General features: G+C 67.4%; 12 protein-coding genes. 4 read left to right on the plus strand and 8 right to left on the minus strand.

Annotated elements, in window-relative coordinates; translation table 11 throughout:
* Positions 1-61: 61 nt before the first annotated feature.
* Entirely contained in the window at positions 62-1,669 is a 1,608-nt protein-coding gene (locus CWC60_RS20315; protein WP_164516661.1) for a tetratricopeptide repeat protein, read from the plus strand.
* On the opposite strand, the gene CWC60_RS20320 is transcribed toward CWC60_RS20315, so the two are convergent.
* Genes CWC60_RS20320 through CWC60_RS20330 form a run of 3 tightly spaced genes read right to left on the minus strand, consistent with a single transcriptional unit; the run spans position 1,654 to position 4,630 of the window.
* Positions 1,654-2,331, minus strand: coding sequence for a gamma-glutamylcyclotransferase (locus CWC60_RS20320; RefSeq protein WP_109795759.1), 678 nt, complete (start codon positions 2,329-2,331; stop codon positions 1,654-1,656). The genes CWC60_RS20315 and CWC60_RS20320 overlap by 16 nt on opposite strands.
* Complete coding sequence (locus CWC60_RS20325; RefSeq protein WP_109795760.1) at positions 2,328-3,617, minus strand: MFS transporter; 1,290 nt, start codon at positions 3,615-3,617, stop codon at positions 2,328-2,330. The genes CWC60_RS20320 and CWC60_RS20325 overlap by 4 nt, the downstream gene beginning before the upstream one ends.
* Complete coding sequence (locus CWC60_RS20330; RefSeq protein WP_109795761.1) at positions 3,614-4,630, minus strand: LLM class flavin-dependent oxidoreductase; 1,017 nt, start codon at positions 4,628-4,630, stop codon at positions 3,614-3,616. The genes CWC60_RS20325 and CWC60_RS20330 overlap by 4 nt, the downstream gene beginning before the upstream one ends.
* A 77-nt stretch (positions 4,631-4,707) precedes the next feature.
* Here CWC60_RS20330 and CWC60_RS20335 point away from each other — a divergent pair, with 77 nt between their 5' ends.
* On the plus strand, positions 4,708-5,268 hold the full coding sequence (locus CWC60_RS20335; protein WP_109795762.1) for a DUF924 family protein: 561 nt from the start codon (positions 4,708-4,710) through the stop codon (positions 5,266-5,268).
* On the opposite strand, the gene CWC60_RS20340 is transcribed toward CWC60_RS20335, so the two are convergent.
* The 3 genes from CWC60_RS20340 to CWC60_RS20350 form a co-directional block, all read right to left on the minus strand.
* A complete protein-coding gene (locus tag CWC60_RS20340; RefSeq protein WP_109795763.1) occupies positions 5,265-6,938 on the minus strand; it encodes an ABC transporter permease in 1,674 nt (557 codons plus the stop codon). The genes CWC60_RS20335 and CWC60_RS20340 overlap by 4 nt on opposite strands.
* Entirely contained in the window at positions 6,932-8,989 is a 2,058-nt protein-coding gene (locus CWC60_RS20345) for an extracellular solute-binding protein (RefSeq protein WP_109795764.1), read from the minus strand. Before CWC60_RS20345 ends, CWC60_RS20340 begins: the two co-directional genes overlap by 7 nt.
* Positions 8,990-9,058: 69 nt before the next feature.
* On the minus strand, positions 9,059-10,447 hold the full coding sequence (locus CWC60_RS20350) for a DUF4856 domain-containing protein (protein WP_109795765.1): 1,389 nt from the start codon (positions 10,445-10,447) through the stop codon (positions 9,059-9,061).
* 193 nt (positions 10,448-10,640) lie between these two features.
* On the opposite strand from CWC60_RS20350, the gene CWC60_RS20355 reads away from it, so the two are divergent.
* Entirely contained in the window at positions 10,641-11,561 is a 921-nt protein-coding gene (locus CWC60_RS20355) for a DMT family transporter (RefSeq protein ID WP_164516662.1), read from the plus strand.
* Between the two features lie 3 nt (positions 11,562-11,564).
* Here CWC60_RS20355 and CWC60_RS20360 read toward each other — a convergent pair whose 3' ends face one another.
* A complete protein-coding gene (locus CWC60_RS20360; RefSeq protein WP_109795767.1) occupies positions 11,565-12,377 on the minus strand; it encodes an isocitrate lyase/PEP mutase family protein in 813 nt (270 codons plus the stop codon).
* A gap of 169 nt (positions 12,378-12,546) precedes the next feature.
* Here CWC60_RS20360 and CWC60_RS20365 point away from each other — a divergent pair, with 169 nt between their 5' ends.
* Positions 12,547-12,777, plus strand: a complete 231-nt coding sequence (locus CWC60_RS20365) for a YrhK family protein (RefSeq protein WP_109795768.1) — start codon at positions 12,547-12,549, stop codon at positions 12,775-12,777.
* Positions 12,778-12,815: 38 nt separating this feature from the next.
* On the opposite strand, the gene CWC60_RS20370 is transcribed toward CWC60_RS20365, so the two are convergent.
* Entirely contained in the window at positions 12,816-13,589 is a 774-nt protein-coding gene (locus CWC60_RS20370; protein WP_109795769.1) for an SDR family NAD(P)-dependent oxidoreductase, read from the minus strand.
* Between the last annotated feature and the right edge of the window lie 40 nt (positions 13,590-13,629).

Consider the following 13,629-nt stretch of genomic DNA (forward strand, 5'->3'; position numbering starts at 1 on the left):
GGTGCCGGGGAAGGCTAGCACCGCGACGATTCCTTAACCATGCCATCCGATGATGGCCCCCATGATCAGAACATCCAAAGCCGGATCGAAAGCTGCGGCCCGTGGCTGGGCGGCGCTGTCGCGCGGCCGGCCGGATCAGGCGCTGATCTGTTTCGACCAGGCCGCCGCCGCGAGCCCGCGCGACTTTCAGGTCCACCAGGGCCGCGCCACCGCGCTGCAGGCGCTGGGCGATGCCGCCGGCGCCGTCGACGCCTTCGAGCGGGCGCTTTCGGTCGCGCCGGGCAATGCCGAGACGCTGACCGCGCTTGGCCGTCTCGCCCGCGATCTCAAGGCTCCGGAGCAGGCCGCCGGCTTCTTCCGCGAGGCTGCCATGGCGGAGCCGGGCTCGCCGGCGGCGATCTGCGGCCTGGCTCACGCGCTCCGCGACCTGGAGCGCCAGGAGGACGCCATCGAGCTTCTCCAGTCGGCGATCCAGCTCGACGAGACCTGCGCGCCGTTGTGGACGACGCTGGGCGCGGTGATGGCGGACCTGGAAGACCACGCGAACGCCAAGACGTTCCTGAAAGAGGCGCTGCGGCTCGATCCGAAGGACGGCGCCGCGGCCGGCAACCTGGCCGAGGTTCTGTTCGCCGACGGCCGGCCCGGGGAAGCGCGAGAGTTCTACCACACGGCGTTGAAGCTCAGGCCCGACGATGCGGCGCTTCGCTTCAATCACGCCCTGTTCGCCCTGGCGACGGGCGACATTGAGGCCGGCTGGCGGGACTATGACGCGCGGCTGGAGCCGACCTACCCGGGCTTCGTCCGCCGCGACCTGAAGCTGAAGCGCTGGAACGGCCGCGTCATGCCCGACGGCCGTCTGCTGGTCGCCGCCGAGCAGGGCGTGGGCGACGAACTGCACTTCCTGCACTGCCTTCCCGATGCGCGGGCCGCGTGCGGCGAGCTCTGGTGGGAATGCGACCCCCGGCTGGCGGAACTGCTCTCCCGCAGCTTCCCGGACGTGCGTTTCGTCCCATGGCAAGGCTCGGAGAAGCCCGGCGTCCACCGGGGCTATGACTGGCTGGCCGAGGCGCCGAGATTCGACGCCTTCATCGAGGCCGGCAGCCTGCAGACCATCTTCCGGCGGCGGCTGGAGGATTTCCCTTCCGCCCCGCCGCTGTTGTCGGCCGAGACGCCGACGCACGCAGGCGACGGGCTGCGCGTCGGCATCTCATGGACCAGCACAAGGCGCAGCCGGTTGCGCGACCGGGGCTACGTCCCGCTCGAACACTGGGGCCCGATCTTCGCCGTCCCGGGCGTCACCTGGGTGAACCTGCAATATGGCGACGTCGCCGGCGAGATCGGCGAGGCCGAGGGCCGCTTCGGCATCCGGATCGAACGGACGCCGGGCCTGGACATGAAGGACGACTTCGACGGAGTCGCGCGGCTCACCGCTGGCCTCGACGTGGTGATCGGACCGACCAACACCTCGCGCCAGCTCGCGGCCAGCCTCGGCGTGCCGTCGCTCGTGCTCTCCCGCCTGCCCTACGAGTTCGCGCTGGGCCAGCCGGTCAATCCGTTCTTTCCGAACATGACCGATTTCGTCCGCCTGCCGGAGCGGGACTGGTCCCACGCCGTCGGCGGCGTCGCCGCCCGGCTCGCGGAGCTGGCGCGCCGTCAGGCGGCGGCCTGAATCTCCCGCACCCGTTCCGCCAGCCGGAACAGGCCATGATCGACCAGCTTCAGCTCCGCCAGGTGATCGACCGTGTTCAGAAGATAGTCCGAACAGGGCCCCAGCCAGCCTTCGGCCCTCGCGATCATCTGCGCGCTTTTCTCAAGGTCCAGCTTGCAGCAATAGCGCGGGCTCACGGGGTTGATCACGAAGGTCACGGCGCGGACCGGCCCGTCGGCGGTATGCACCCGGACCACGCGGGCGAGATAGGCGTCGCTGACCATCTCCCGGCGGAAGACGATGTCGAGTTCGTGCGCGGCAAGCTCCGGCGCGACGCGGAAGGCGACGCCCTGGCACGATCCGCCCCTGTCGAGGCCCAGTACCAGCCCCGGCGCCTCGGGCGATCCGCGCCCCAGCGGCGTCTCCAGGCAGAAGCTGCGATGAAAGCCGTGGATGCGGCCCGGACGGCTTTCGACGTAGTGGAAGGCCGGATTCCAGATCAGCGAACCATAGCCGAAGACCCAGACCGTCTCGCCCATCTCGGCCAGCACCCGCTCACGCTCGCGAATACGCACCTCTTCCGGCAGACGCTGCAGCAGGCCCTTGCGCTCGGCTTCCTGCAGCCGTTCCTCCACCGCCCCTTCCAGGATGCCTTCGCGGGTAATCTTGTGTTCGCTGCTCATTCACCGACCGGTCTGCAATGGCTTTCGCGCATCAGAAGCGACAGCAGGAAGCCAATGCCGGACGCCACCGGGATGATCACCAGCGCCGTGTCGTAGTTGGCCGGCGTATAGACCGGCACCCCGCCGTCGGCGGACACCGTACCATCCCAGACCCAGTCGAGCACGATACCGATGATCGGCTGCAGCAGCGCGCCGCCGCCGACGAAGGCGCCATTGACGAAACCGGTCACGGCGCCGCCGATGGAGGGCGGCGAAAGCTCCCGCCCCAGAGCGATGACGAGGATCATGGAGCCGCCGAACAGGCCGACCAGGAACAGAAGCACCTGATAGACCGGCAACGGCAGCGTCGGGGCGTACAGCATGGTCGCCCAGAGCACCAGCGAAAGGAGAGAAGCGAATATCAGCGGCAGCTTGCGGCGGCGGAAATAGTCCGAGAGGAAGCCGCCGAGGGGGCCGCCGATGGCGAAACCGATGGTCATCAGGCTGGCGCTGAATCCGGCTGTGTCGCGCTCGATGCCATAGACCAGCATCATGTGCGGCACCCCCCAGAGCAGGCCGTAGGCCAGGAAAGGGCCCGAGATGACGAGGCCATAGATCGCAAGCACCCAGTTGTGGCCCAGACTCATGGCCTGCACCAGCGAGCGTCCGAGGCTCTGGTTGCCCGTCCGCTGCACGGGCCTGCCATCGGGCCGGTCGCGGACAACCAGCCAGATCAGCGCCGCCAGCACGACCCCCCAGACCGCCGTCACCAGCAGGGGATCGCGCCAGCCATAGGATTCGACCAGCGCGCCGAGCGGGCCCTGCGCCAGGAAGCCGCCGACCATGGCATAACCCATGGTCATGCCGGAAAAGAGTCCGAAGCGGTGCGGCGGCTGCCAGTGGGCAGCCAGCGTGAGCGCCGAAATGAAGCCCACGGCGGAGCCCGCGCCGATCGCCAGGCGGCCCGCATAGGCGACCCAGATATTGTCCGCCAGGGCGAAGGTCGCCACGCCGAGCCCCGCGATCTCCATCCCGGAAGCAAGCAGCTTCTGGGGTCCCCAGCGGTCCAGCAGCAGACCCACGGGAAGCTGCAGCAAGGCGTAGATGTAGAGATAGAGCGCGGCCAGGTTGCCCACGACGCCCGCGCCCGCGGCGAAGGCGCCCATCAACTGGTCGACCATGACGCTGGGGGCCGCCCGTTCGAAGAAGGCGTAGAAGAAGGCGTTGGCGCCCAGGAACCAGACGATCCAGGCGCGCAGGCCGCCAACGCGCGCCGAGGCGCTTTCGTCCATCGTGCCTGTCGTCATGCCGCCGCCCGCGCCGTCAGACCGAACGCCTCGGCCAGCAGTTCATAGGAACGCACGCGGGCGTCGAAGTCGTGGCTGATGGTGACGATGACAAGCTCATCGGTGCCGTATCGTTCGGCGAACGCCATGAGCTGCGAACGCACCGCCGCGGCGTCGCCGGCGATCGAACGGCCGCGATTGGCCTCCAGGATCGCCAGATCATGGGGACCATAGTCGTAGGCGTCGGCTTCCTCCGGCGTCGGGAACGGCGCCAGTTCCCCCTTCATCAGGCGGACCAGCCACAGATTGCGGGACTTGACCAGGTACTGCGCCTGTTCGTCGGTGTCTGCGGCCAGCGCGAAGACGCCGACCGAGGTCATCGGCGCGGGGCAGTAGTCGGAGGGACGGAAGGCCTGCCGGTAGGCCGCCGTCACCTGATCGCCGCCGCGCGGGGCGATGAAATGGGCGAAAGAAAACGGCAGACCGAAATGCGCGGCATAGGAGGCGCTGTCCGCCGACGATCCCAGCAGCCAGACCTCCGGCGCGGTCGGCCCCTTCGGCTGCGCCTCGATGCCGTAGAAGGGATGATCGGGCTCCAGCGCGTCATTGAGGAAGCCGATCGTGTCCAGCACCTGCCGGGGGTAATAGTCGACCGGTGCGGATCCCGGCCCCGCGCGCAGCACCTGCATGGTTCTCTGATCACTCCCCGGCGCGCGGCCGAGGCCGAGATCGATGCGGCCCGGATGCAGGGTCTCCAGCATTCGGAAGCACTCCGCCACCTTCAGCGCCGAGTAATGGTTCAGCATCACCCCGCCGGAGCCGACACGGATATGGCGCGTCGCCTGGGCAATGTGGCCGATCAGGATCTCGGGCGCGGCGCCGGCAAGCCCGGCGGAGGCATGATGCTCGGCCAGCCAGTACCGGTGATAGCCGAGCCGGTCGCAAACCCTTGCGAGTTCGACGCTTTCCCGCACGGCGTCCGCTGGTGTGCAGCCCGCGCGGATGGGACTCTGATCGAGTACGCTCAGGCGCAAGGCTGGTCTCTCCAGGTCGATGATCTACATTCCGGCCCTGTCATTTCACGCTCGCAGATAACGCGGAGGGGTTGGGGATGGAAGACCCGGATATTGCAAGGCTGCTCGGCTTCTGGTTCGGGGAACTGGAGCCGAAGGACTACTGGACCCGGAACGATGCGCTGGACGAGCGCATCCGGCGCGAGTTCGGCGCGCTGTACGAAAGGGCCTCAGCCGGCGGGCTGGACCACTGGCAGGAGACGCCGGAGGGGGCGCTGGCGCTCGTGATCGCATTGGACCAGTTGCCCCGCAACATGTTCCGCGGCGAACCGCGCGCCTTCGCTACCGACGAGAAGGCGCTGGACGTGGCGGAAGGGGCGATCGAACGCGGCTTTGACCGGCGCCTGCCGAACGACCGGTGCATGTTCCTCTACATGCCGTTCGAACATTCCGAGGATCTGTCGGTACAGGAGCGCTCGCTGGAAATATTCCGCCGCCTCGGCCTGACCGACGAGGTCTACGGCTTCGTCGTCCGCCACCACGAGATCGTCGCACGCTTCGGACGCTTCCCGCACCGGAACCGCATTCTGGGCCGGGAAACCACGCCGGAGGAAGCCGCCTTCCTGGAGGAGCCGAACAGCTCCTTCGGCGGCTACTAGAGCTGCCGCACGGATGTCGCGCTGCGGATCATGCGGTTCATCAGGATGACTGGGCCGATGCCGGCGAGCACGATGATCAGCGCAGGCAGCGCCGCCTGTTCCAGCAGTTCGTCCTTGGCGTACTGGTAGACGAAGGTCGCCAGGGTCTCGAAGTTGAACGGCCGCAGCAGCAGCGTCATCGGCAGTTCCTTCATCACGTCGACAAAGACCAGCAGGCCGGCCGCCATCACCGAGCTGCGGATGAAGGGCAGCACCACCTGCACGACGCCGCCGGAGAAGCTGCGGCCCAGGACGCGGCTGGCATTCAGCAGGTTGGGCGGCATGCGGCCGACTCCCGTGACCAGGGCGCCATAGCCCACCGCCTGGAAGCGCACCAGACAGGCGAGCAGCACCAGGGCGATGGTGCCCGTCAGATACCAGCCGCCAGGCAGGCCCAGACCCTCGACGAAGACGCTCGCGATGACATCGTCCACCGCCCCCGCGAAGGTGAGTACGCCGATGGCGAGAATGGTGCCGGGAAAGGCGTAGCCGGTCGCCGCCAGCCCGGCCAGGATCCTGAGCGGGCGATTGCCCCGCCAGGTGACGGTGACCGCAAGAATGGCTGAGCACAGCAGCACCAGCCCTGCGACCGCCGCCGCGACCCAGACCGAGTTCAGGGCCACGGCGAAGACCGTGGCGTAGTCGTCCAGCGAATGGCCGCGCAACACGAAACCGGTCAGAATCGCAGCGGGAAAGACGAAGCCCAGCGTCACCGGTATCAGACAGGCCACGGCGCAGCCGACGGCCCGCCAGCCGGTCAGCCGCCGGGGCCTCGGCGGAGTCACCCGCCGCCCCGAATCCGCATAGCGCCGCCGCGAGCGCGCATAGAGTTCCATCACCAGAAGTGTGACGACGAAAAGCACGGCGACGATGGAGATCTGCGCCGCACCTGGCAGGCTGTTCATGCCCAGCCAGACATTGAAGATGCCGAGCGTGAGCGTCTCCAGCGCGAAATACTCGACCGTGCCGAAGTCGGAGATCGTCTCCATCAGCACCAGCGCCAGCCCAGCCGCCATCGCCGGCCGCGCCATGGGCAAGGCGACGGTGAGGAAGACTTTGCGGTCATGCGCACGGGCCACGTCGTAGAGGGAGTCCGGCGTCATCCGGAAGGCGATCCGCGTCATCATGTAGACGTAAGGATAGAGCGTCGCGCCCATCACCAGGATGGCGCCCCCCATGGAGCGGATCTCGGGGAACCAGTATTCACGCGACGTCCGCCAGCCGAACAGGTCCCTGAGCACGCCCTGCACCGGCCCGGCGTATTCCAGGAAGTCCGTATAGGTGTAGGCGACGATGTAGGCGGGCACCGCCGCCGGCAGCAGCAGCGCCCATTCCAGGACACGGCGTCCCGGAAAGCTGTAATGGGTGACGAACCAGGCGGCCCCCGCGCCGAAGGCCAGCGCCACCGCGCCGACCCCGGTCATCAGGATGATGGTATTGGCGACATAGGTCGGCAGCACCGTCTGGAGCAGGTGCGGCCAGAGACCTTCGCTGTCCTGCGCGGCAGCGAAGAACACGGCCAGGATCGGACCCAGAAGGACTCCCGCCAGCAGGATCACCAGCAGGGTCGAAGGGCGCAGCAGCCACCCGCCTGCACGCGGCGGCGCGGCGGCTGCGTCGGCCGCTACCATCCGACCCTGTCGATGATCTTCTGGGCTTCCGGCGCCAGCTCCGCGATGCGGTAGATGGGCAGTTCGTCGGCCTTGAATGCGCCCCACTCCGCCAGCGACGCCGGGGTCTCGACCGCCGGGTTCACCGGATACTCGGTATTGACCTCGGCATAGAGCCGCTGCGCCTCGGGGCTGGTCAGGAATTCGAGGAAGCGGACGGCGTCGGCCTTGTTGTCGGCGTGTTTCGCGACACCCCCGCCGGAGATGTTGACGTGGCTGCCGCGGTCCTCCTGGTTGGTGAAGACAAGCTGCACCGATTCCGCCCATTCACGATGCTCGGGCGTCTCGGAGGACTTCAGCTTGCCATAGTAATAGTGGTTGATGATGGCGACGTCGCACTCGCCTTCGTGAATCGCCTTGATCTGGGCGCGGTCGTTCCCCTGCGGACGGCGCGCCAGATTGGCGACCAGGCCCTCGGCCCATGCCTCGGCCTTGTCGACGCCGTGCGCGGCGATCAATGAGGCCAGCAGGGCGCGGTTGTAGACGTGGCTGCCGGGCCGGGAGCAGATCCGGCCCTCCCATTTCGGGTCGGCGAGATCCTCGATCCGGGTGATGGCGCCCGGCTCGACCCGCTCCCTGGAAACCGCGACCACCCGCGTGCGGATGGACAGGCCGAACCAGCGGCCCTCCGGATCGCGCAGATGCGCCGGTATGTTCTCTTCCAGCACGTCGGAATCGACCTTCGCCAGCAGGTCCTTGTCCGCGTAGACGCCCAGCCGGCCGATATCGACCGTCAGCACCAGGTCGGCGGGGCTGCGTTCGCCCTCCACCAGAAGACGCTGGGCCAGGCCCTTGGAGGCGTAGACGACGTTCACTTTCACATCCGTCTGCTCCGTGAACGCGTCGATGAAGGGCTGAATCAGGAAGGGCTGGCGGTGGGAGTAGATGTCCAGTTCCCCTTCCGCTGCCGAAAGATCGCCGGCGGCCAGCGTGGCGGCGGCGAGAACGCCGGCGCCAAGCGCGAAAGCACGGACGCGCGCGGCCGCGGGCCGGCCGCCATGACGGACAGCATTGAACGCTTGCATGAATGTCCTCCCCAGGAATCGGATGGGCGGTACGCGCCGGAAAGCCTGTGCGGCAAGCCGCACCGGTCCGACATAGAGGTTGTAGAGCGAGTTGGCGTCGTGGCCCGGCGCCGCAGCCACACCGAAGCGCAGTTCCTCGCCGCGCTGCGAGACGACCAGACTGCCGCCGATCCAGTCCCAGACCGCCAGCGCGGCGCCGAAGTTCCGGTCGTGATGACGCGCGGCAAGGGAATGATGAATCTGGTGCTGCGCCGGCGAGATCAGGAAGCGTTCCAGCCGCCGGCCATAGCGGATCGGCACATGCGAATGGCGCAGGTTCGAACCGGCGACATTGAAGGCGAAGACCAGCGCATTGGCGCCAAGCACGGTGACCAGATCGACGCGGCTATCGACGAAGAAGACGAAACCAGCGATCACCAGGCCCTGCACGGCGGCGCTGCGCAGGGCGAAGAGGACGCCCTCGACCGGATGCGTGCGGTAGACGGTCAGCGGCGTCAGCACTTCGGCGGTGTGGTGGACCGCGTGGAACGGCCAGAGCAGCGGCGAACGGTGCATCATCCGGTGTACGGCATAGCGCGAGAAGTCGTCGGCGAGGAACAGCACGACGGAGAACAGCGCCGCCACCGCCCAGGCCGGCATCTCCGGCGAGGGCGACGCCGGCATCCCTGCCCAGCCGTGCAGCCAGAGATAGAGCGCCGAGGCGACGGTCATGTGCGTGATCAGCCGCGGCGCGATCAGCATCATCGCCGCGCGATTGATGAAGACGATCAGATAGTCCGCGCGCGCCGAGCGCGAGAACCAGATGCGTCGGTCGAAGGCGCGGACCAGCCCTGCGCGCAGGCCCTGACGCCAGCCGCCGGCGGCCAGAACGGACGCGGCCAGCGCGATGACGAGCGCGCTGGCCAGGTAGCCGAGGAAGACCCGCTTCTGCGGATTGACGAACGCATCCGCAATGGAGCCCAGATAGTCGATCAGGATCGCCAGCATGGCCCCCTCGTCGAGCGCCGGTGCCGCGGGGCGCGGGCGGGCCGGACCGCCGCGTCCCGCGTTCCGCGTTCAGTCGTTCTCGGCGCTGGCGCCATTGCCGAGCTGGCCGGCCAGCGACTTGATGTCCGCCATCATGTCGTTGCTGCGCGCCTCGACGCCGAACTCGTCGACCATCAGCTTCTGGATCTTCAGCATGTGCAGCATGTACTCGCCCATCTCCGGCGCCTGGCCCTTGAGGTAGTTGCCGTCGCTGTCGACGTCGACGACCTGGCTCGAGTTCAGCAGCCACGGGCCGAAACCGATCAGGCGGTTCATCCGTACGGCGGTTTCGCCCAGGTTCTCGCGGCCGGTCTGCAGCGCCAGCGAGAAACCCTTCAGTTCGCCCCAGTGCTTGACGTAGTTGCCGAAGGCCTCGTCGGTCTCGCCCTTGGCGTCCATGATGATCTTCAGCTTGCCCAGATCCTTGTAGACCGAGCCGGCATATTTGAAGACGGCCTCGGCCAGCACCTTCGACCACAGGTCATCGATGGTCGCGGCATGGGCCTTCAACTCGGTGCGCTGGGCGTCGGTCAGCTTCTCGCCGCCAGCGGCGGTGATCAGCTTCCGTCCCTCCAGGAACGCACCGACGATGCCGTGCAGGTACTCGGTCTTGCCGCCCTTGTCGAAACCGGCGGCGTAATAGGCCGGCCCGAAGGTCATTTCGGTGCGGAGGTCGACCTTGCCGTCGCCATTGTGGTCGGCGGCGGCCAGCGCCTCCGGATTCTGCTTGGCGATGTCGTAGACCTGCGCCGGCGTCAGGTTCATGGCGTGGGCGGGCGCGCCGAAATAGCCGAAGGCCTCGTCCCAGCTGTGTTCCTTGCCGGTATAGGCCGCGCCATCGCTGTAGGGCTTGTCGTTCGGCTTCTTGTCCGCCTCCAGGTTCTCGTCGAGATAGCCGTCGACGGCCTGGTTGTAGTTCATCGCGCCCATGATGAACTTGGAGATCAGCTGCGCGTAGTCGTAGCCGTTGGTCAGATCCACGCCGTTGCCGCCGGCGGCCTTGCCGATCCAGAAGCTGACGACCTCCGGACCGGTCAGCGCATTGGGCCAGCCCAGGATGGCGCCCTTGTAGGTCTTGCCGGCGATGTTCTTGTCGCCGCTGATTTCGTCGACGGTCGACTGCAGGATCGGGAAACCGTCCTTCGAGGCCGGCGCGATGATCGCGCGGCCCGGCCCCTTGCCTTCGTAGTAGCTCAGCATCTCCTCGGCGCTGGCGCCTTTGCCGGCCAGCTTCTTCAGCGAGTCGTGCAGCACGTTGCGCGCCGCCTGCCCGGTGTAGGCCACCGAATGCGTCTTGTCGCCCGAGTACCCCTTCACCGTTACCGGGAAGCCGGCATAGACGCCCTCCTCGGCCTGCGACGCCGTCGTCAGCGCGGCAATGGCAATAGCAGCGGCGGCGATTTTCGAAGCGTGCTTCATTGGATCCTTCCCCTGAACATCCGATAGCGTGCGATTGCCTCTCAATAGCGCCAATGCCGTCCGAGAGCAATACGAATGAAAATCACTTTCATTGTCAGAATGCCGCATCGCGAATCAGCCATGCGGCCGGTTCATGGGGGCGGCCGGACATTCCGGCTTGGCGAGCAGCCCGTTGCCGCTACAGTCCCCGCCCATGTCCGTTACCGCCCTCACGGAAGAACGCGGCCGCGCCTTCAGCCTGTTCATGTTCGTCATGCTGGTTCTGGTCTGGGGCCTGCTCTGGCCGGCGATGAAGGTCGCCGTCGCCGAGATCCCGGTGCTCAGTTTCCGCGCCATCAGCTCGGTGCTGGCGGTGATCTCGATGGTGATCGTGACCAGGGCCGCCGGCTACAGCCTCAAGGTGCCCAGGGGCTCCTGGCGGCCCCTGATGATCGCCGGCATCTTCAATGTCGGCGCCTGGCTGCTGCTGTCGGCCATCGGCGTCACGCTGATCGGCGCCGGACGGGCGGCGCTGATCGCCTACACCATGCCGGTCTGGGCCTTCCTGTTGGGCATACCGATGCTGGGCGAACGGGTCACCCGCTGGCGGCTGGCGGGACTGGCGCTCGCCATGATCGGCCTGCTGGTCCTGATCGGCGACGACATCACCAGCTTCGGCGAGACGCCCGTGGGCGTCCTGGTCATGATCGGCGCCGCCTGGTGCTTCGCCTTCGGCACTGTCTGGCAGAAACGCACCGACTACGGCATGCCCCACATGTCGGTGATCACATGGCAGCTCGTCTTCGGCGCCGCGCCCATCGTGGTCATGGCCCTGCCCGAACTGCCCCACCTGAAGCCGGTATCCTGGCAGGCCGTCGGCGCGACGCTCTACGCCGGGATGATCGCGCAGGTCTTCGGCGTCGCTACCTATCTGTGGCTGGTCAAGCGGTTGCCGGTGAAGACCTCGTCGCTGTCCATGCTGCTGGTGCCGCTGGTCGGCCTCGGCTCGGCGGCCCTGCTGCTGGGCGAGCGGCTGGGCTGGACGGAGATCGTCGCGGCCCTGTTCATCTTCGCCGCTATCGGCACCGCCTTTCCCAAGGATGCGCCGCAGCCGCCGGCTGCGCCGCGGCGCTGATCCTCAGCCCCGCCCCTTCATCAGCGCGCTGATTTCGGGATAGCCGGGCTTCGCCGAAGCGAATTCAAAACTGCCGCGCTCCATGACCTCCTCGGCCGCGCCGACGAGACCGCGCAGCGCAGCCAGTGCGAAGGCGGAGCCCAGGCTGATCCGCGCCGCGCCCGCCTCGGCAATCGCAGCGACCGTCAGTCCCGGCGAAGCCAGCACGTTCACCGGCCTGTCGACGGCGGAGATGACGTTGCGGACCGTCTCGATGTCACGCAGGCCGGGGGCGTAGAGCACATCGGCCCCGGCCTCGGCGAAGGCGTTCAGCCGGCGGATGGTGTCGTCCGGATCCCGCCGGCCATAGAGAAAATTCTCCGCCCGCGCAGTCAGCACCAGCCCGCCGGCCTGGCGCGCCGCCTCGGCCGCAGCCGCCACACGTTCGACCGCCAGTTCGAATGGGACGATCGGGTTCGCGTGATCGCCCGTCGTGTCCTCGATGGAGCAGCCGGCGAGACCGGCCTCGACGGCCTGCCGCACCGTCTCCGCGCAGTCCTCCGGCGTCGGGCCGAAGCCATTTTCCAGATCGCCGTTGACGGGCAGATCGGTGGCTTCCGCGATCAGGCGCGCATGGGCGATGGCTTCAGCGCGGCTGACCGCACCTTCCGCGTCGCGCCGCCCGAGGCTGAAGGCCAGACCGGCGCTGGTAGTCGCCAGCGCCGGGAATCCCATGCTCTCCAGAATTCGGGTCGAACCGATATCCCAGGGGTTGGGCATGACGAAGGGCTGCCCCTTCACGTGGAGTTTCAGGAAGCCGTCCGATATCGCCGTCATGGCCTGTCTCCTTCGCCGGGCGGCCAGGAATTCCGCCCCCGTCCCGTACCTCGAAAACTAGCGGCAAAGGCCGGCAGGGCAATCGATTCCGAGTCTGGACTTGCGCCCGATGCCGACGATGCCAAATGGCGCAAGGAAACCGGTCGAGACAAGATTGGAGCAACAACCGATGTCCCGCCTCGCCCGCACCGTCGTGCACGAATATGGCTGGATTCACACGGGTCTGGGATTGTTCGGCAATATCAACTTCCTCGCCGGCAGCGTACTCTTCCTGCCGCAGTTCGAGCAGTGGAAGACGCTGGGCGCCTGGCTGTTCATCGTCGGCGCCGCCTTCATGATGCTGGGCGCCATCGGCGATTTCCTCGTCAAGGTCTACGAGAAGCGCAATGGCGATCGGTAGGCGGGACGTCCGATCCCGGACCGGACGCCCCCACATCCTCAGAAGCCGATATGGCTGCCGCCGTCGATGGTCAGGTGCTGACCGGTGATGTAGCTCGCCCCGTCCGAGAGCAGGAAGCAGACGGGCACGGCGACCTCCTCGGGCGTCGAGAAGCGCTGCAGCGGGATGCTGGCCATGTACTGGTCGCGGAACTTCTCGCCGCGGATCGTCTCGGTCATCGGCGTCTCGACCAGTCCGAAGCAGACCGAGTTGACGTTGAGATCGTGGCGGCCCCATTCGCGCGCCGCGCTCATCGTGAGACCGAGCACGCCCGACTTGGCCGCGCCGTAGTTGATCTGCCCGATGGTGCCGCGCCGTCCGGCGATAGAGGAAACGTTGACGATCCGGCCCGGCTCCTTGTCGCCGTCCTTGCGCCGCTCGATGATGTGGCGGCCCACCGCCTGCAGGCAGAGGTAGACGCCGGTCAGGTTGACGTCGATCACCTCCTGCCAGGTCTGCAGCGGCATCTTGTGGATCATCGCCGCGCGCACGATCCCGGCATTGTTCACCAGGCCGTGGACGGCGCCCGCCTGCTTGACCGTATCGTTGACCATCTGCTCGACGAAGCCGGCATCGGCGACCGACCCGACATGTGAGATCGTGTCATCCCGCCCGATCAGATCGACGGTCTCCGCCAGTCCGTCGGCATTCATGTCGTTGATTGCCAGGCGCGCGCCCAGCGAGGCCGCCTGGAGCGCCACCGCGCGGCCGATTCCCTGCGCCGCGCCTGTCACCAGCACAGTGCGGCCTTCCATCCCCATCGGATTGTTCATCGGATATCCTCCCCATTGCAAAATCAGGGGCAGGATAGAG

Source organism: Minwuia thermotolerans, assembly GCF_002924445.1.
GTDB lineage: Bacteria > Pseudomonadota > Alphaproteobacteria > Minwuiales > Minwuiaceae > Minwuia > Minwuia thermotolerans.

Coding starts and splice junctions, on each gene's coding strand:
- CWC60_RS20315 (WP_164516661.1), top strand. CDS start 62: ATGATCAGAACATCCAAAGCCGGATCGAAAGCTGCGGCCCGTGGCTGG.
- CWC60_RS20320 (WP_109795759.1), bottom strand. CDS start 2,331: ATGAGCAGCGAACACAAGATTACCCGCGAAGGCATCCTGGAAGGGGCG.
- CWC60_RS20325 (WP_109795760.1), bottom strand. CDS start 3,617: ATGACGACAGGCACGATGGACGAAAGCGCCTCGGCGCGCGTTGGCGGC.
- CWC60_RS20335 (WP_109795762.1), top strand. CDS start 4,708: ATGGAAGACCCGGATATTGCAAGGCTGCTCGGCTTCTGGTTCGGGGAA.
- CWC60_RS20340 (WP_109795763.1), bottom strand. CDS start 6,938: ATGGTAGCGGCCGACGCAGCCGCCGCGCCGCCGCGTGCAGGCGGGTGG.
- CWC60_RS20345 (WP_109795764.1), bottom strand. CDS start 8,989: ATGCTGGCGATCCTGATCGACTATCTGGGCTCCATTGCGGATGCGTTC.
- CWC60_RS20350 (WP_109795765.1), bottom strand. CDS start 10,447: ATGAAGCACGCTTCGAAAATCGCCGCCGCTGCTATTGCCATTGCCGCG.
- CWC60_RS20355 (WP_164516662.1), top strand. CDS start 10,641: ATGTCCGTTACCGCCCTCACGGAAGAACGCGGCCGCGCCTTCAGCCTG.
- CWC60_RS20360 (WP_109795767.1), bottom strand. CDS start 12,377: ATGACGGCGATATCGGACGGCTTCCTGAAACTCCACGTGAAGGGGCAG.
- CWC60_RS20365 (WP_109795768.1), top strand. CDS start 12,547: ATGTCCCGCCTCGCCCGCACCGTCGTGCACGAATATGGCTGGATTCAC.
- CWC60_RS20370 (WP_109795769.1), bottom strand. CDS start 13,589: ATGAACAATCCGATGGGGATGGAAGGCCGCACTGTGCTGGTGACAGGC.